The sequence below is a fragment of the Streptomyces mayonensis genome (genome assembly GCF_018982965.1).
GTDB lineage: Bacteria > Actinomycetota > Actinomycetes > Streptomycetales > Streptomycetaceae > Streptomyces > Streptomyces mayonensis.
Genome location: NZ_JACBYP010000001.1, coordinates 80,498 through 96,828, shown reverse-complemented (window position 1 = coordinate 96,828; position 16,331 = coordinate 80,498). Strand labels below are relative to the sequence as shown.

Here is a 16,331-nt window from a genome sequence, read left to right as displayed (position 1 = left end):
TCCCCACTCTTCGAAAACCCCCAGCAAGGACCCCTCATGCAGATGCTCGACAACCATGTCGTCCTCATCACCGGCGGCGGCTCGGGCCTCGGCCTCGGCCTCGCCCGCCACTTCTTCGAGGAAGGCGCCCAGGTCGCCATACTGGAGATCTCCGCCGACAAACTGACCGACCTCAAGGCCGAGTTCGGCGACGACGTGCTGCTCGTGCGCGGCGACGTCACCCGTACCGAGGACCTGATCGCCTGTCGGCAGTCGGTCCTGGACCGCTTCGGCCGCATCGACGCCCTCGTCGGCGCGCACGGCATCTTCGACGGCAACATCCCGCTGCGCGACGTCCCCCTGGACAGGGTCGAGTCGCTGTTCGACGAGGTGTTCCACGTCGACACCCTCGGCTACATCCTGGCCGCCAAGGTCTTCGTGGACGATCTGGAGAAGACGGGCGGCTCCATCGTGCTGACCTCCTCCACCGCGGCCTACGCCGCCGACGGCGGTGGACTCTTCTACACGGCGGCCAAGGGCGCGGTGCGCAGCGTGGTCAATCAGCTCGCCTTCGAGTTCGCTCCGAAGGTCCGGGTCAATGGGGTGGCCCCGTCGGGAATCGCCAACAGCCAGCTGCGCGGCCCCCATGCGCTCGGCCTGGAGGACAACAAGCAGTCCGACATCCCCAAGGAGGACTTCGAGGCGCAGTTCGTCAGTCTCGCGCTGCTGCCGACCCTGCCGACCCCGGAGGAGTACGCGCCGCTCTATGCCTACCTCGCCTCCCGCAACAACACCACGATGACCGGGCAGACCATCGTCGCCGACCAGGGTGTGTTCAACCGCGCAGTGATCAGCAACGGCACCGCCGACCGCGTGGGGAAGTGACCATGTTCCGCTACTTCCCCACCAATTACGTATGGAGCCTGTCGGTCAGCATCGCCATGAACTGCGGCGGTCAGATCGGTGAGGTGGAACAGATCTGCGCCCCGCTCGTGGACGCGGCCAAGGACGGCGACGACACCGGCACCGAGAAGTTCTTCCAGTCGTGGTGCGCGTTCGCCGACGGACTCGTGCGCGATGCCGAGCGGAACCTCGCGGACGGGCATGCGCTGTCGGCCGCCGCACGCTATGCCCGCGCCTCGGTCTACTACCTGGTCGCCGAGCGCATGCAGAGCCGGCACTACGCACCGCGCGAGGTCGCCTACCGCAAGTCCGTCGAGACCTGTCGGCTTGCGATCGAACACGGCCGGGAGCGGGCCGAGTTCGTCGAGATCCCCTACGAGAACACCTCGTACCCGGCGCTCTTCGTCCCCGCCGACGGCGAGCCCCCGGTGGGTGGATACCCGGTCATGGTGTTCTGCAACGGCCTGGACTCCATGAAGGAGATGCTGTTCAGGCTCGGGCTGCCGAGGGAGCTCGCGCGCCGCGGCATCGCGACGCTCTGCGTCGACCAGCCGGGCACCGGCGCCTCGCTGCGCGAGCGGGGACTTCCCGCGATCCACGACAGCGAGCGCTGGGCCGGTGCCGCCGTGGACTACCTGGAGACCCGGCCGGACGTGGACAGCACCCGCATCGGCATGAGCGGCGTCTCGCTCGGGGGCTACTACGCGCCGCGTGCGGCCGCCTTCGAGAAGCGCTTCAAGCTCTGTGCCGTCTGGGGCGCCAACTACAACTGGGGCGAACTCCAGAAGCGCCGTCTGCAGCGCGAGGGCGAGAACCCCGTGCCGCACTACTGGGACCACGTCCAGTGGGTGTTCGGCAAGACCGACCTCGACGACTTCATGGCGTTTGCGCCCAGCATGACGCTGGAGGGCGTGGTCGAGCAGATCACCGTCCCGTTCCTCGTCACGCACGGCGAGGACGACCGGCAGATCCCGATGGAGTTCGCCGTGCCCGAGTACGAGAACGCCGTCGGCAGCCCCGACCGCCACTTCAAGGCGTTCGGCCGCGCCGAGGGCGGTTCGTCGCACGCCGGCGCGGACAACGAGTCCGTTCCCTCGCACTACATCGCCGACTGGGTCGCCGACCGCCTCTGAAAGGGAGCCATGACCACTCCATCCCCCGCCCCCGGCTGGACGATCGGCACCGACGTCGGTGGCACGTTCACCGACCTGTGGCTCCGCTCCCCCGACGGCGAGTCCTGGGTGTGCAAGTCCCCGACCACCTCCGACGTGGTGACAGGCGTGATCAATGCCGTCCATCTCGCCGCCGAGACCGTCGGCCTCGACACCAGGGAACTGTGCTCCCGGATCACCCGGTTCGGGCACGGCACCACGGTCGGCCTCAACTCGCTGCTGACCGGGCGCTCGGCGAAGACCGGACTCATCACCACCGCCGGATTCGGCGACGTCCTGGAGATCGGCCGGCTGCGCCGCGGCACCGCCGGCCTGCAGGGCCTGGACCTCGGCGACTACCACCTGCGCGGCCAGGTGGCGCCGCTGGTGCCCCGTCCCCAGGTCGTGGAGGTGACCGAGCGCATTGACTCGGACGGCACCGTCCGCACTCCGCTGGACGAGGCCGACGTGCTCGACGCGCTCGGCCGCCTGCGGGACCTGGGCGTGGAAGCCGTGGCCGTCTGCCTGCTGTGGGCCACGGAGAACCCGGCCCATGAACTCGCCGTCGCCAAGCTCGTCGAGCAGAAGCTGCCCGGCTCCTTCCTCTCCCTCTCGCACGAGATCGCGCCCTCGGTGGGCGAGTACGCCCGCGCCTCGACCACGGTGGCGAACGCGGCACTCGGGCCGGTGCAGGGGCGCTACCTCACCCTCCTCGAAGAGCGGCTGGCCGCGCTCGGCATGACCGCCCCGATCATGATGACGACGAGCGCGGGCGGCGTGGTCCCGGCACGGACCGTCACCGAGCGCCCGGTGTCGAACCTGCTGTCGGGACCGGCCTCCTGTGTCGTCGCCGGACAGAAGCTCGGCGCGGAACTCGGCGCCCCGAACGTCCTGACCATGGACGTCGGCGGTACCAGCTTCGACGTCGGCGTCGTCACGGACGGCGTCGCCCTGATGAGCGACGAAGTCACCGTCGGCGGCGCCGACATGCGCGTACCCAGCATCGACATCGCCTCGATCGGCGCCGGCGGCGGCTCGATCGCGGCCGTCGAGGGCGGCGTCCTGAGCGTCGGACCGCGCAGCGCGGGCGCCGAGCCGGGCCCGGTCTGCTACGGCAAGGGCGGCATCGAGCCGACGACCACCGACGCCGACCTGGTCCTCGGCGTGCTCGACCCGGAGCAGTTCGGGAGCGGGGGCATCGTCCTGGACCGCGAGGCCGCCGAGCGGGCCATCGCGGAGCGGGTCGGCGCGCCGCTCGGCCTCGGCGCCGTCGAGGCGGCCAGGGCGATACGCGTCGTCTTCGACAACGCGATGGCCGACCTGCTGCGCGCCGTCACCATCGAACGCGGCCACGACCCACGGGAGTTCACCCTGGTCGCCGGTGGCGGATCCGGCCCGTCGCACGCGTGGGCGCTGTGCCGCGAGGCGGGCCTTGCCGGCTTCATCGTGCCGCCGACGGCCACTGCCCAGTCGGCGTTCGGAGCCGGCACGTCCGATCTCAAGACCACGTCGTCGCGCACGTGTTACCGGCGTGTGCTCTCGGAGGTCGGCCCGAGCAGCGAGGACGCCCGCGTGGTCGCCGATGCCCTCGCGGACACGAGTGCGCGTGCCGCCGCGGCGCTCCCCGACCCCGCGCTCGGCACTGTCACCCACACCGCGTCCATCCGCTACTTCGGCCAGGCACACCACGTCGACGTCACGGTGCCCACTTCGCCGGACAAGGATGCCCTCGCGGAGCTTCTGCACAGCTTCGAGGAGGAGTACGAGCAGTTGTGGGGCAAGGGCTCCGGCTTCCGGGAAGCGGGCTTCGAACTCCTCTCGGTCCGTTCCGTGGCGGCGCTTCCGTCTGCCACGGCGGACGGGCACGGCACGGGGGAGCCGTTCACCCGGCTCGGCACGCGTCCGGTGGTGTTCGACGACGCCGCGCACCCCGACGAGACCGCCGTGTACAGCGTCCGGCGTCCCGCGGCCGGTCAGGAGATCGCCGGTCCCGCGCTCGTCCAGCTCCCCGGCTGCGTCGTGGTGGTCCCCCCGGGCGGGGTCGCCACCACGGACGCACTCGGCCTCATCCACGTGAAGGTGAACTGACATGACCTCCGCAATCGAGGTGGCCCCCGTCTCCTTGGACGACGCGAGTACAGACCCGGTGATCCGCCAGGTCGTCCGCAGCCGGCTCATCGCCATCACCGACCAGATGCGGCTCGCGCTGCAATCCGTCAGCGGCAGCCCGACGGTGACGGAGGCGAGCGACTTCTTCACTGGCATCTACCTGCCGGACGGCGCGTTCGTGACGATGGGCCACCAGGTGACCTTCGAGGCGCCTCCGGTGGGCTCCCTCATACGTCACCTGCTGGGCAACGGCACCCGGCTCAAGGACGGCGACCGCATCATCGGCAACGATCCGTTCATCGGCGCCCTGCACCAGAACGATGTGCAGATGTGCGCACCGTTGATCGTCGACGGTGAACTGCTCGGCTGGGCGGGGGTGATGGCGCACGAGACCGACATCGGCGGCATGGACTTCGCCTCCTGGTCGCCGAAGGCCACCGAGGTGTGGCAGGAGGGGTTGCGCATCCCGGCCGTCAAGCTGGTCGACGGCGGTGAACTGCGCCAGGACGTGCTCGACATGATCCTCACGGCGTCGCGCCTGCCGGACCAGGTGGGCCTCGACATCCGGGCGTTCATCGCCACCCTGAACGTCGCGTCCGAGCGGCTGACCGAACTCTCCCACCGGTACGGCACGTCCACCGTGCTTTCGGTGATGCACACGATGGTCGACGACGCCGAGGCCCTGGTCCGTGCGCGGCTGCGCGAACTGCCGGACGGCGTCGTGCACACCCGCGACTTCCTGGAGCACGACGGCAAGCAGAACCTGCTGTTCGTCATCGACTGCGTCCTGACCAAACGCGGTGACAGTCTCCACTTCGACTTCTCCGGCTCCTCCCCTCAGGCCAACGGCTTCGTGAACTCCTCCCGCGCGGGCTTGGCCGGCGGCGTCGCGGGCGCGGTGATTCCTACCCTGGGCTTCGGCATCCCGTGGAACGAGGGCCTGTTGCGCCCGGTGGAGATCTCGGCGCCCGACGGTCTCGTGTGCACCGCGGTGCCTCCGGCGCCGGTCGGGTCGGCCACCGTCGAAGCCGTGTGGACCGTCAGCAACGTCGTCTCCGCGGCGCTCAACCGGCTGCTGCTCGCCTCGCCGAAGTACGCGCACCGCGCCCAGGCCGTCAGCAGCGGCACCATGGCGACCTTCAACCTGTCCGGCCGCGACCGGCACGGGAAGGTGTTCGGCCTGCACCTGATGGACCCGCTGGCCGGTGGCTTCGGCGCGTTCGCCGACCACGACGGGCAGAACGCGGCCGGGCCGATCAACGCGCCGTGCCCCTCGATCGCCGACGTGGAGGTCAACGAGCAGAAGAACCCGCTCTTCTACCACTACCGGCGTCTCGCCCCCGGTACCGGCGGCGCCGGCCGCCGCCGTGGCGGGCTCGGCGCCGAGGTCGGCATCACCGTATCCGTACCCCAGGCCGAGGCGCTGGTGATGACGCACGGGGCCGAGGTGCCGAACTCCGTCGGGCTGGGCGGCGGCCTGCCCGGCTCTATGATCAGCCAGCGCTTCCGGGCGGGCGAGGGAAATGCCCAGCGCCTCGGGCCGAAGCCCGGCTCCTTCCCGATGACTCCGGCGGACCTGTTCGAGGTCTCCTGGCAGGGGGGCGGCGGCATCGGTGATCCGCTCGACCGCGACCCCGCCGACGTCCTGGACGACATCCGCTACGGCCTGGTCACCCGCGACGAAGCCCAGGAGACGTACGGCGTGGTGCTCGACGGGGGCGGCGACGCGGTCGACGAGACCGCCACGTCGGCCGCCCGCCGGGAGCGGCGTGCCGCCCGACTGGGCGTCGAACCGGCGGCCGTCAAGGATCCGTTGCCCGTCTCAGAGGCGGCTTCCGACGACACAGTGCGACTCGGCGACCGTCTCCTGCTCACGCGGGCCCCGGCCACCGGGCAGGTCCAGGTCCAAACCCCCGAGGGTGTCGTGCTCGCCACCGACTCGACCCGGTGGCGCGAGGGAGCGCACCGCTTCGCTCTGACGCTGCCGCGTTCGGTCGGCGCGCCCCTCCACTCGGACCTGACGGTCACCGGGTGGGCCTGCCCCAGCACCGGTGCCTTGCTCGCGGTCGACGTACATCTCACCGACCAGGAACCGTTCCACGACCTCGAACTCGACCTCAGCTCGCTGCGCTGAGCCGGGACGACCACGGGAGACATCCGATGAGCCGAAAGATCATTCTCACGATCGCCCCGACCGGGGGCATGGCAACGAAGGAACAGAGCCCTCATCTGCCCGTCACTCCGCAGGAGATCGCCGATGACGTGGCCCGCTGCTGGGAGGTCGGTGCGAGCGTCGTCGCCGTCCACGCCCGCCGCGAGGACGGCCTGGCCACCTGTGACCCCGATGTCTACTCCGAGATCAACTCCCTGATCCGAGCCCGGACGGACATCGTCATCAACAACTCCACAGGAGGCGGCATCCACGGCGACATGCCGGTTCGTCTCAACGACGAACTGTGGGAGCTTGACTGGCACCAGAGGATCAAGGGCATCGAGGGCGTCGGCTGCGAGATGGCCACTCTCGACTCACACACCATCACGGCCAGCACTCCCGAGCGGGAGTATCTCGTCACGACGACCCCGAAGCGCACTCGCCGGCTGCTCGATCAGATGACCCAGCGCGGCATCAAGCCGGAGTGGGAGGTCTTCAACCTCGGGCACATCATGTCCGACTTCACCACCCTGACCGCCGAGGGTCTCGACTCCCCGCCGTACTACTGCAACATCGTCCTCGGCGGCCAGCGCAGCTTCCAGGGCGGCCTGCCGTACACCCCCAAGATCCTCCAACTGCTCGTGGAACACCTGCCTGAGGGAACGCTCTGGGGTGTCTCTGGCATCGGACCGACCCAGCTTCCGGCGACGACCCATGGCCTGCTCCTCGGCGGCCACATGCGAGTCGGTCTCGAAGACAACCTTTACTACTCGCGCGGTCGGCTCGCCACCAACCTGGAGCTGGCGGAGCGCGCCGTGCGCATCATCCGCGAACTCGGTTACGAGATCGCCACTCCCAGCGAGGCACGCGACATGCTGGGCCTCAAGCAGCTCGACGAGGTGACCACATGAGCGTCTACACCGCCTCTGGCATCGTCGCCTGGTCCGATACCGATGCCTCCGGCCGTTACCACTACACGGCGGCGTACCGGTGGGCGGAGAACACCGAACACGCTCTGTACCGGGAGGTGATCCCGGACATCGACATCGGCAGGTTCCCCCGCCGCGCCACCGCGGCCTCGTACCACCAGCCGCTGATGGCGGGCGCTGAGTACACCGTCAGCCTCGAGGTCGAGCATGTCGGGAACTCGTCCATCACCTACACCTGGGACGTCATCGGCCCGAACGGCGTCTGCGTGCGCGGCGAGCACTCGGTCGTCCACGTCGGCGCCGACGGCCGACCGGCGACCGTTCCACAGACGCTGCGGGAGCGTCTGGCTCCGACGACGGCGGAGGTCTCGTAATGGACAAGCTCGTGGCTTCCGCCACCGAGGCAGTCGCCGACATCGCCTCCGGCAGCACCCTCGCGGTGGGCGGGTTCGGGTTGTGCGGCGTACCCGCCGTACTGATCCGGGCCCTGCTCGGGGCCGGGGTCGACGAGCTGGAGACGGTCTCCAACAACGCGGGGGTGGACGACTGGGGTCTGGGCCTGCTGCTCGGCGCAGGCCGTCTGCGCCGGGTGGTGGCCTCGTACGTAGGCGAGAACAAGGAGTTCGCCCGGCAGTACCTCGCCGGAGAGTTGGAGGTCGAGCTCACCCCGCAGGGCACGCTCGCCGAGCGGATGCGGGCCGGTGGTTCGGGCATCGCGGCGTTCTACACGCGCACCGGCGTGGGCACCCAGGTCGCCGACGGCGGCATGCCCTGGAAGTACGCGGGCGACGGAACCGTCGATGTGGCTTCCCCGGCCAAGACGGTGGCGACCTTCGACGGCGTCGACCATGTGCTCGAGCACGCCATCGTGGCCGACTTCGGCCTGGTGCGCGCCTGGAAGGGCGACAGGCACGGCAACCTCGTCTTCAAGGACGCGGCCCGCAACTTCAACCCGCTGGCAGCCATGTGTGGACGCACCTCGATCGCCGAGGTGGAACATCTCGTCGAGCCCGGCGACATCGACCCCAACGAGGTTCACCTACCTGGCGTCTACGTCCATCGGGTCGTCGCCCTCACGCCTGAACAGGCTGCAGACAAGCGAATCGAGAAGCGGACTTTGCGGCCCGACGAGACGTGGGGCACCGGAGACAAGGAGGAATCCGTGCGATGAGCTGGACACGCGAACAGATGGCCTCGCGCGCCGCCGTAGAGCTCAAGGACGGCGACTACGTCAACCTGGGCATCGGTCTCCCGACCATGATCCCGAGTTACGTCCCCGACGATGTGGAACTGGTGCTGCAGTCGGAGAACGGCATCCTCGGAACGGGCCGCTACCCGACCGAGGAAGAGGTCGACCCGGATCTCATCAACGCCGGCAAGGAGACGGTGACGGTGCGCCGCGGCGCGAGCTTCTTCGACTCCGCGACGTCCTTCGGGATGATCCGCGGCGGCAAGATAGACGCGGCAGTGCTCGGCGCGATGCAGGTCTCCGCCGGCGGGGACATCGCCAACTGGATGATCCCCGGAAAGGTGGTCAAGGGGATGGGCGGCGCGATGGACCTGGTCCACGGCGCCAAGAAGGTCGTTGTCCTGATGGAACACGTGGCCCGTGACGGCAGCCCCAAGATCGTTAACGAGTGCGCCCTCCCCTACACAGGCAGGGGCGTCGTTCAACGGATCATCACGGACCTGTGCGTGTTGGACGTCACCCCTGCCGGCCTGCGCCTCGTCGAACTCGCCCCGGGCGTCACCCTCGACGAGGTCCGAGCCAAGACCGAACCGTTGGTGCTCGATTCCATCGCCCGGGATGCGAGCCACACATGAGGAGCGGCCCGCGTTCAACATCACCGCGCGGACCGAAGATGGTCGACGAGCGTGTACAGCACTCGCCGCGTCGACGGCCAGTAACTCGCTGTCTTTCAAGTGCTCGAGCGCCGCCACCTACAAGTGCCGGACGAAACTCGAAACTGCGGTTCAGGGTGTCCGATGCGGACTCACGGATTTCGGTGGCAGTGACTCGTGTGAAGAGACTGCACGATCACCGAGTGGCTCTGGATACACGGGTTCAGTACCCGTATCCCTGAGTGCCTCCTTTCCGGTCATATAGCGTTACGAATACGCCACCTTTTGCGCTGCCCTCATGAACACTGGGGCGCGAAGGGCACAGATGGGCCTCGTTGCTGCAAAACCGCAGAGATGAGGGTGATCTTGGACGTTTCAGGGGAACTGGCCACAGTGGGGACGGCTGCCGCGTCGGCGTTGGTCGTGGCCATGGCGGGGGATGGATGGCGTGGGTTCCGGACCTGGCTTGGGCGCTGGTTCGGGGACGAAAGCGACCGGCAGCTCACCCGACTCGACCGCGACCGCGAGGCACTGCTGTCCGCGCCTGAGGGCGAGCGCGAGGACCAGGCCGCCGGCCTGTCGGCCGCATGGGCTGTGCGACTACAGGACGAAGTGGACGAGGCCCCTGAGGCGGGCCGTGAGTTGCTCGCGTACGTGAAGCAGTGGCAGGCCGAGAACGCGCATGCAGCACCACAGGTGGGGGCGCTCAGTCAACGGGCAAAGGCCAAAGGGAAGTCCCGGATCACACAGGTGGGCCGGGATCAGATCACCGTGCGCCCGGAGCGACGATCGTGAGCGCCGGGGGCAAAGACGCCAAAGAGCAGGTCCGGCAAGAAGCCGAGGCGTCCGAGAATAGCGTGATCACGCAGGTGTCTGGAGACTACGAGGAGCACCACCACCGCTACGTGCGCGAATGGCAGTATCTGAAGTCTGTGGCTGTCGACGCGGAAGAGGCCCGACTAGTCGACCAAGCCTACGTCCACGCAGAGGGAGACTCCCCGTACGGGGAGCGGCAGGTCGCACGCGGAGTCCGGCTACTCAACTCGACGATGGGACGGCACAACGTCCTCGTGCTCACGGGCCCCGCCGACACCGGGCGCCGGACCACAGCTCTGCGCGTGCTGCGTGACGCCGGGGTGGAGCCGAAAAACCTCCAAAGCCTCACCCTGGACTGGGACCGCCCGCGCACTGAACAGCTTCCCACAACACCTCAGCACGGCTTCGTACTTGACCTGTCCGACTACAGCAGCCTACCCAGGGACTTCTACGAAGGTCTGGGCAGCTACCAGGAAGAGGCCCTCTCTTCCGGAGCCCACCTGGTGATCCTGGCCACCCCAGCCACCTGGCGGCCTCGCAATCTCGCGAACGTCCCACGGATCGAGCATGTGGCCCCTCCCGCACTGGCCGTGTCCAGGTCCCACCTCAAGGAGCTCAGGGCCGAGCGGTTGTCCTGGCTGGAGGAGGCCACCGATCTGGCCCGACTGCTGACTCCCGCCACGGCCCCCGACGACGCTGTCTGGCTCGCCGAGCTCATCGCGGAGGCAGACGACGACGGCCAGGGCGAGGTGAAGGAAGAGTTCGAGGGATGGCAGAGACATCTCCTGCAGTGGTTCAAGGACCACGACGACGCGGAGCATCTCCGTGACCGTGCGCTGCTTATCGGGACGGCCTTGCTCGACGGACTCCCTGCGGATGTCGTCATGGCCGCCGCTGACGAACTCTTCAAGCAGGTGAAGGGGAAACTGCCACTCGGTGGCGCCTTGGCCGGCCCCGACCTGGAGGCGCGCCTTGAGATCATCGAAGCAGAACGAACCGAGAACGACGGACTGTCGCTGAGCGACGTGCGCCACGGCCTGGACGAGGCGGTGCTCGCGCATGTCTGGGTCCAACGTCCGCATCTCCGCGGCGACCTCCTACGCTGGGCCTCGCAGATCACTACGCCGAAGGGCATCGCCGCGAAGTACCGTCCAAAAGTAGCTGCGGCGCTCACACAGTTGGCCACGGGGCCCGGAGGTCAGGCGGTCCTGGGGATCGTCAAGGAATGGATCGCCACGGGCAGCGAGCCACAGCGCCGCCTGGCTGCAGGCGTGCTGGAGAGCACTGCCATGCATCCAGGTGTCGGTGTTGCGGTTCGGAAGTACCTCTACGACGCCGCCGGCCAGGAGAAGTTGAGCGAAGCACTCGCCCAGACCGTGGCCGAGGTATGTGCTGGCCAGCTCGGGCACGAGTATCCGCGCGTCGCGCTGACCCGACTGCGAATCCTGGCAGGACGCAGCGACCAGCGTGGAGCGCAGGCCGTCGCGGAGGCAGTACGCGACCTGGCTACCGAGCCGGATCTCCGGCCACTGGTTCTGAGCGAGATAGTCGACTGGGCCGAGAGCAACGACGCCAGGATCCGAGAGGCCGGCACACGAGCGTTTCTGGCGCTGACTGAGCTGGCCGGCGAAGCACCACTCGCCCTGGCATTGGTGGAAGATCTGCTCGCCGAAGACGGGCCGGGCATTGAGGACCACGTCTTCGTGCGAGGATGGCGCGCGGCCTGGCGCCATGAACCCGCGGCTGAAGCGGCCAAGAAGTCGCTGGCCACCTGGCTGGACACGCCGTCGGTACCCAACAGCCATGCGGTGAACATCGCTGTAGAGGTCTTGAACGGCAGCAGCATCGACGCACGCGCAGCCGATCTACTAGTGGGCCAGAGCGCGACAACGCCTGAGGGGCGGAATCGCCGCGTTCAGGTATTCAACCGGATCCTGCCCCCTGCCACAGAGGAAGCTCGACCATCCAACAGAGCCGATGATGTCGGCGAACAGGTTGAATCTGACGGGGAGTTGAACGAGCCCGCAGCATGAGTCTGTTCGCCCGGCGCCGCAACGTCCCAGAGCCGGGGCCATCCGAGCAAGAGACGGCGTCGGCCCCGGCCACCCTCGATACGGGAACCCCCTTCAGTCTTCGCGACGAGCGCGCGCCAAGTCGCATACCAAGCGTCCACTTCACCGTCTCCATCAGCGGCATATGGAGCCTCGATGGCTCTGCCTTCCAGCACCACGCACCGGACGCTCTCGCACGAACCCATTTGCGTGGACACACAACTCGCATTCTCAGACGCCACAGCGTTCTGGAGATACCAGCGGCCCAGGACGCAGTGAACGCTGTCATCGCACGACCGCTCACTCCCGAACCAGGCCTCACCGTGCACGGCGAGGCCTGGCTGACACTGACGGACGCCGATCTGTCCATTGCAGAGGAGCACCTCAAGCGCACCCAGCATGGAGATCTGGAACGGGAGGAGATGCGACACCGCATCGACTTCCTCCGGAGCGTCCTGTCCGACCCCGACCAACGCACCGTCTGGTGGATCGACCAATACCCGGAGCGGCTCGCCGAGCTCCATCAAGTGCAGGAGGCGACTGCAGGCGTCACCCCGCCGCGCGATCACACCCACAACACCGTGGAGGACGAAGTCGCCCGGTTCGTCGATCAGTTGCTCGCCGAGATGCGAACCCCACAGCAGCGCGAAGTCTTCCTGCGGGCCCTCACCCAGACCCTGCGCGCGCTCGGCAGTACAGACCTAGAGCACGCCGCAGCCCGTTTGGCGACCTCTCCCTCCGCCCGACCTGGAGCAGACACGACATGAACCTCCACGCGAGACGCTGGTTACTCGCACCGATGCGCCAGTGGCGCACCGCCCGCCTCATTCACCGACACGGGCCATCACTCGACTACGACACCGCCTGGGCCCTGGTCACCCTGTCCCGCAGCCCCGATGAATTCGCGTTCGTGAAGCAGGCTACGCGCGAGGCAAGACCGATCCGCGAGGCGGGGTTTCACTACGACGACTGGAACTCACTCTCCACCCGTGAGCGCACACGCAGGCAGCGTTGGCTCAAACGCCACGGCAGCACTCCGCTTCAGCAACTGCAGGTTGATGAACTGCAGTTGCTGAACGCTGGACTCCGGGTGGTCGAATGGGGTCCGGCTCCCGGCTGACCTCGCCCCAGCACAATCAGCTCAAGCTGTGATCGGCGACCGCCGCCAGTGCCAGCTGCCATCCTGTCGGACACCAAGGGGGTGTGCTCCGATAGACACTCAGCATGTGCGACGCCCCGCCCGAGGAATCCGATCACCTGCGTTCAGAACTCAGCCACGTGGCGTACCCCTACCAGGTCTCCTCCAGCCGGACCAAGTCGCACTTCGCGGGGACGCTGGCCTCCCGCACCGAATCTGGAGGTCCCATGCCCCCGCAGTTCATGGACGCCAAACAGACTGCCGAATACCTCAACATGTCCGTCACTTGGGTCTATCGCGACGCACCACGACTGGGCCTCTCCGCCTACAAGTTCGGTGCCGGCAGGAACGCAAAGCTGCAGTTCAAGGTGTCCGACGTCGACACTTGGGCTCGGCAACAGCGCCTCGGGTGACCCAGTAGTGGCGCCGAAGCCTCGCCGCCGGGCCTCTACCACGGTCAACCTCAAGACCTCGCCCATGGGCGAGGTCTTCGCCGTCTCCATCAGGCCGCAAGGTCGTGCAGACCTCGGTCGAGAAGCCGCGCCGCCCGGCCGACCGAAGCCGGCATGAGGTGACGGTAGATCCGGAACGTCACCTCGATGCTTTTGTGTCCCATCCACTCGGCGACATCGGTGATGGGGATGTTGTGTGCCAGGCAGTTCGCCGCGAAGAAGTGCCGGTACCCGTAGATCGACATGCCTTCGGGAATGTCCACCTCCTTGCCCGGCAGCTTCCGGTACCAGATGTAGTTGATCGTGCTGTGGTTCATGTGCTTCGCACGGGTCCCCTGGAGGACATACCCGTCGTCGGTGGTTCCGTGCTGTTCGACGAAGCGCTCGATCGCTTCTCGGATGCTGCGGGGCAGCGGGACCTCACGGAACTGCCCGCGCTTCCTGTGCTTGAGCTTCTCAATGCTCTTCGTCCGGTAGTGGACCTGCTCCGTGACGCGGTAGACGTCGTCGGCCACGATGTTGTTCACGTTCAGGGCCAGTGCCTCTCCGTTGCGCAGACCGCAGCCGGCCATCATGTCCACGAACATCGAGAAGCGGTCGTGGTCTGCGGCCGCCTTGATGCCGGCGATCTGCTCCTTGGTGGGCACGATGGCCCGCTCGGCCTCGTACTGCGGCGCGTCGACGTCCTGCAGGGGGTGCTCTTCGATCGCGCCCTTGCGGTGGGCGTCGAGCAGGAGCGTCTTGAGGAAGACGTAGACCTTGAACTGAGTGGGGTCAGGTGTTCCCAGGCGGTCCATCGTCGTGAGGAAGTTCTCCACCACCATCGGGCTGAAGGTCTCCACACGACGTGACCCGAGCTCCGGGATCAGGTGGTTCCGCGCGAGGTGCTCGTACTCGTAGGCCGTGCCGTACGCGAGGCGCCGCTGTCGGCCCATGTAGTCACCGATGAAGTCCTCGAACCGCATCTGCCCGTAGTGGCGGATGAGCTCAGCCTTGGATGCAGGGGTGCTGGACTTTCGCGCGTACAGCTCGACGAGCCGCTCCTTGGCGGCGTCCTGCGTGCGGAAGCCGGACTCTTCCCGCTGCTTCCCGGCCGCGTCGCGGTAGCGGATGAAGTACGGGTGCTGGCAGCGGGTGGGCTGGCTGCAGCCGCACGGCTTGGCGAACGTGCCCATGCCGCGGGCGAGCTGCTTGGGGATTGCTGGCAATGTACTGACCTCGGGCTCTTGCTGACCTTTTGCTGACTCAGCGCCCGTGATTGTGGTTTCGATCTACGGCCGCACCAAACGGCGCGGCTCGTCGGCCGCGGCGGTGCGGCCCGAGTGACATCAATGTGTCGACTCGGTCAAACCGCGTGTGAGCTGGGAGTTTCCGAGGTTAGCGTCAGGATCATGACAGAGACGATCACGACTGCGGCCCCTCCCGCCCACCCGGTCCGACAGCTCCTCGCCGCCTCCGTCGGCAACGCCGTCGAGTGGTACGACTGGTACGCCTACACCTTCCTCGCCACCTACATCGCGGACCAGGTCTTCCCCGAGGGCGCGGACAACTCGCTGGTGCCGCTGCTGTCGACGTTCGCCGTGTTCGCGGTGGGCTTCTTCATGCGGCCCGTCGGCGGGCTGCTGATGGGCGCGATCGCGGACCGGCGCGGGCGGCGCGCGGCACTGACCGTCACGATCCTGCTGATGGGCGGCAGCAGTCTGCTGGTGGGACTGACTCCGACGTACGCGACGGCCGGTGTGCTGGCGCCCGCCGTGCTGGTCCTGGCGCGTCTGCTCCAGGGCCTCTCGGTCGGCGGCGAGTTCGCGGCCTCGACGACCTTCCTGGTGGAGTCGGCGGGGCCGGGCAGGCGCGGCCTGTTCTCCAGTTTCCAGTACGTCTCGACGACGGCCGGGCAGCTCGTCGCGTCGGGGATCGCGACGGTGCTCGTGGACACGCTGAGCGAGGACCGGATGAACGGCTGGGGATGGCGTCTGCCGTTCGTGTTCGGGGCCGTCCTCAGTCTCGTCGGTTTCTGGATCCGGCAGGGCGCGCAGGAGACCCGCAGCGCCGAACAGCAACGGGCGCCGCGGCCGGGACTCTTCGAGGCGTTGCGCCGCCATCCGCGCCAGTCGCTGCTGATCTGCGGCATCACGGCGGGCGGCACCCTCGCCTACTACACCTGGACGTCCTATCTGCCGACGTACGCCGAACTCAACGCGGGCGTCGCCAAGTCGGACGCGCTGCTGGCGGGCACCCTCTCGCTGGCCTTCTTCGCCCTGCTCCAGCCGCTCGGCGGGATGCTCTCCGACCGTTTCGGACGCCGCCCTCTGCTGCTCTTCTTCGGCGTGGGCTTCGCCCTGCTGAGCGTGCCGCTGCTGCATCTGCTGCGCGACTCCTTCGCCGTGCTGCTCCTCGTGCAGTGCGCCGGCATGGTCCTGCTGACCGGCTTCACCTCCATCAGCGCCGCCGTCAACGCCGAGATCTTCCCACCCCGGGTGCGGGCGGCCGGGATCGGCTTCCCGTACTCGCTCACGGTGGCGCTGTTCGGCGGCACGGCGCCGTACGTGGGGACGCTCTTCAAGGACCTGGGGCACTCCGGGCTCTTCCCCTGGTACGTCGCCGTCCTGTGCCTGCTGTCCTCCCTGGTGTACCTGCGGCTGCCGGAGACGGCGCACAAGAAGCTGGAACGCTGATGTCTTACGCCTGACGCCCGGGGGGGCGGCCGGGGCAGCCGGGGCGAGGGCGGGCGCGGGGCCGTACGCCGTACGTCGCCCGCCGCACGTCGCCCGCGTTACGGCGACTGGGTACGGCGGGGAGGCCGCTGGTG

At 68.1% G+C, this 16,331-nt stretch carries 15 protein-coding genes; 14 read left to right on the top strand and 1 reads right to left on the bottom strand.

Annotated elements, in window-relative coordinates; translation table 11 throughout:
- The first annotated feature begins 36 nt into the window (after positions 1–36).
- The 13 genes from HZS56_RS00405 to HZS56_RS00345 all read left to right on the top strand — a co-directional run bounded on the left by HZS56_RS00405 (position 37) and on the right by HZS56_RS00345 (position 13,483).
- Complete coding sequence (locus HZS56_RS00405; RefSeq protein WP_216718577.1) at positions 37–864, top strand: SDR family oxidoreductase; 828 nt, start codon at positions 37–39, stop codon at positions 862–864.
- 2 nt (positions 865–866) lie between these two features.
- Positions 867–2,015 (top strand): alpha/beta hydrolase family protein, encoded by a 1,149-nt coding sequence (locus HZS56_RS00400; RefSeq protein ID WP_216718576.1) that lies wholly within the window; start codon positions 867–869, stop codon positions 2,013–2,015.
- A 9-nt stretch (positions 2,016–2,024) separates the two neighbouring features.
- Positions 2,025–4,121: a hydantoinase/oxoprolinase family protein gene (locus HZS56_RS00395; RefSeq protein ID WP_253913480.1), complete on the top strand. Its 2,097-nt coding sequence runs from the start codon at positions 2,025–2,027 to the stop codon at positions 4,119–4,121.
- Between the two features lies 1 nt (position 4,122).
- Positions 4,123–6,276 carry a hydantoinase B/oxoprolinase family protein gene (locus HZS56_RS00390; protein ID WP_216718575.1) on the top strand — a complete coding sequence of 718 codons (2,154 nt, stop codon included), beginning with the start codon at positions 4,123–4,125 and terminating at the stop codon, positions 6,274–6,276.
- A gap of 26 nt (positions 6,277–6,302) precedes the next feature.
- Positions 6,303–7,205, top strand: a complete 903-nt coding sequence (locus tag HZS56_RS00385; RefSeq protein WP_216718574.1) for a beta-keto acid cleavage family enzyme — start codon at positions 6,303–6,305, stop codon at positions 7,203–7,205.
- Positions 7,202–7,597: an acyl-CoA thioesterase gene (locus HZS56_RS00380; protein ID WP_216718573.1), complete on the top strand. Its 396-nt coding sequence runs from the start codon at positions 7,202–7,204 to the stop codon at positions 7,595–7,597. The genes HZS56_RS00385 and HZS56_RS00380 overlap by 4 nt, the downstream gene beginning before the upstream one ends.
- On the top strand, positions 7,597–8,394 hold the full coding sequence (locus HZS56_RS00375; RefSeq protein WP_216718572.1) for a CoA transferase subunit A: 798 nt from the start codon (positions 7,597–7,599) through the stop codon (positions 8,392–8,394). The genes HZS56_RS00380 and HZS56_RS00375 overlap by 1 nt, the downstream gene beginning before the upstream one ends.
- Positions 8,391–9,047, top strand: coding sequence for a CoA transferase subunit B (locus tag HZS56_RS00370; protein WP_216718571.1), 657 nt, complete (start codon positions 8,391–8,393; stop codon positions 9,045–9,047). Before HZS56_RS00375 ends, HZS56_RS00370 begins: the two co-directional genes overlap by 4 nt.
- 384 nt (positions 9,048–9,431) lie before the next feature.
- The gene (locus tag HZS56_RS00365) at positions 9,432–9,860 is read left to right on the top strand and encodes a hypothetical protein (protein ID WP_216718570.1); all 429 of its coding nucleotides are present in this window, start codon (positions 9,432–9,434) and stop codon (positions 9,858–9,860) included.
- Complete coding sequence (locus tag HZS56_RS00360) at positions 9,857–11,914, top strand: hypothetical protein (RefSeq protein ID WP_216718569.1); 2,058 nt, start codon at positions 9,857–9,859, stop codon at positions 11,912–11,914. The genes HZS56_RS00365 and HZS56_RS00360 overlap by 4 nt, the downstream gene beginning before the upstream one ends.
- A 293-nt stretch (positions 11,915–12,207) precedes the next feature.
- The gene (locus HZS56_RS00355) at positions 12,208–12,699 is read left to right on the top strand and encodes a hypothetical protein (protein ID WP_216718568.1); all 492 of its coding nucleotides are present in this window, start codon (positions 12,208–12,210) and stop codon (positions 12,697–12,699) included.
- Positions 12,696–13,052: a hypothetical protein gene (locus HZS56_RS00350; RefSeq protein WP_216718567.1), complete on the top strand. Its 357-nt coding sequence runs from the start codon at positions 12,696–12,698 to the stop codon at positions 13,050–13,052. Before HZS56_RS00355 ends, HZS56_RS00350 begins: the two co-directional genes overlap by 4 nt.
- Before the next feature lie 104 nt (positions 13,053–13,156).
- The gene (locus tag HZS56_RS00345) at positions 13,157–13,483 is read left to right on the top strand and encodes a helix-turn-helix transcriptional regulator (RefSeq protein WP_216718566.1); all 327 of its coding nucleotides are present in this window, start codon (positions 13,157–13,159) and stop codon (positions 13,481–13,483) included.
- An 89-nt stretch (positions 13,484–13,572) separates the two neighbouring features.
- Here HZS56_RS00345 and HZS56_RS00340 read toward each other — a convergent pair whose 3' ends face one another.
- Complete coding sequence (locus HZS56_RS00340; protein ID WP_253913479.1) at positions 13,573–14,730, bottom strand: tyrosine-type recombinase/integrase; 1,158 nt, start codon at positions 14,728–14,730, stop codon at positions 13,573–13,575.
- 183 nt (positions 14,731–14,913) lie between these two features.
- On the opposite strand from HZS56_RS00340, the gene HZS56_RS00335 reads away from it, so the two are divergent.
- Positions 14,914–16,197 (top strand): MFS transporter, encoded by a 1,284-nt coding sequence (locus HZS56_RS00335; RefSeq protein ID WP_216718565.1) that lies wholly within the window; start codon positions 14,914–14,916, stop codon positions 16,195–16,197.
- Positions 16,198–16,331 lie beyond the last annotated feature (134 nt).

What these genes read in the sequence shown, in the direction of transcription:
- HZS56_RS00405 (WP_216718577.1), top strand. Translation starts at nt 37, where the DNA reads ATGCAGATGCTCGACAACCATGTCGTCCTCATCACCGGCGGCGGCTCG.
- HZS56_RS00400 (WP_216718576.1), top strand. Translation starts at nt 867, where the DNA reads ATGTTCCGCTACTTCCCCACCAATTACGTATGGAGCCTGTCGGTCAGC.
- HZS56_RS00395 (WP_253913480.1), top strand. Translation starts at nt 2,025, where the DNA reads ATGACCACTCCATCCCCCGCCCCCGGCTGGACGATCGGCACCGACGTC.
- HZS56_RS00390 (WP_216718575.1), top strand. Translation starts at nt 4,123, where the DNA reads ATGACCTCCGCAATCGAGGTGGCCCCCGTCTCCTTGGACGACGCGAGT.
- HZS56_RS00385 (WP_216718574.1), top strand. Translation starts at nt 6,303, where the DNA reads ATGAGCCGAAAGATCATTCTCACGATCGCCCCGACCGGGGGCATGGCA.
- HZS56_RS00380 (WP_216718573.1), top strand. Translation starts at nt 7,202, where the DNA reads ATGAGCGTCTACACCGCCTCTGGCATCGTCGCCTGGTCCGATACCGAT.
- HZS56_RS00375 (WP_216718572.1), top strand. Translation starts at nt 7,597, where the DNA reads ATGGACAAGCTCGTGGCTTCCGCCACCGAGGCAGTCGCCGACATCGCC.
- HZS56_RS00370 (WP_216718571.1), top strand. Translation starts at nt 8,391, where the DNA reads ATGAGCTGGACACGCGAACAGATGGCCTCGCGCGCCGCCGTAGAGCTC.
- HZS56_RS00350 (WP_216718567.1), top strand. Translation starts at nt 12,696, where the DNA reads ATGAACCTCCACGCGAGACGCTGGTTACTCGCACCGATGCGCCAGTGG.
- HZS56_RS00345 (WP_216718566.1), top strand. Translation starts at nt 13,157, where the DNA reads ATGTGCGACGCCCCGCCCGAGGAATCCGATCACCTGCGTTCAGAACTC.
- HZS56_RS00335 (WP_216718565.1), top strand. Translation starts at nt 14,914, where the DNA reads ATGACAGAGACGATCACGACTGCGGCCCCTCCCGCCCACCCGGTCCGA.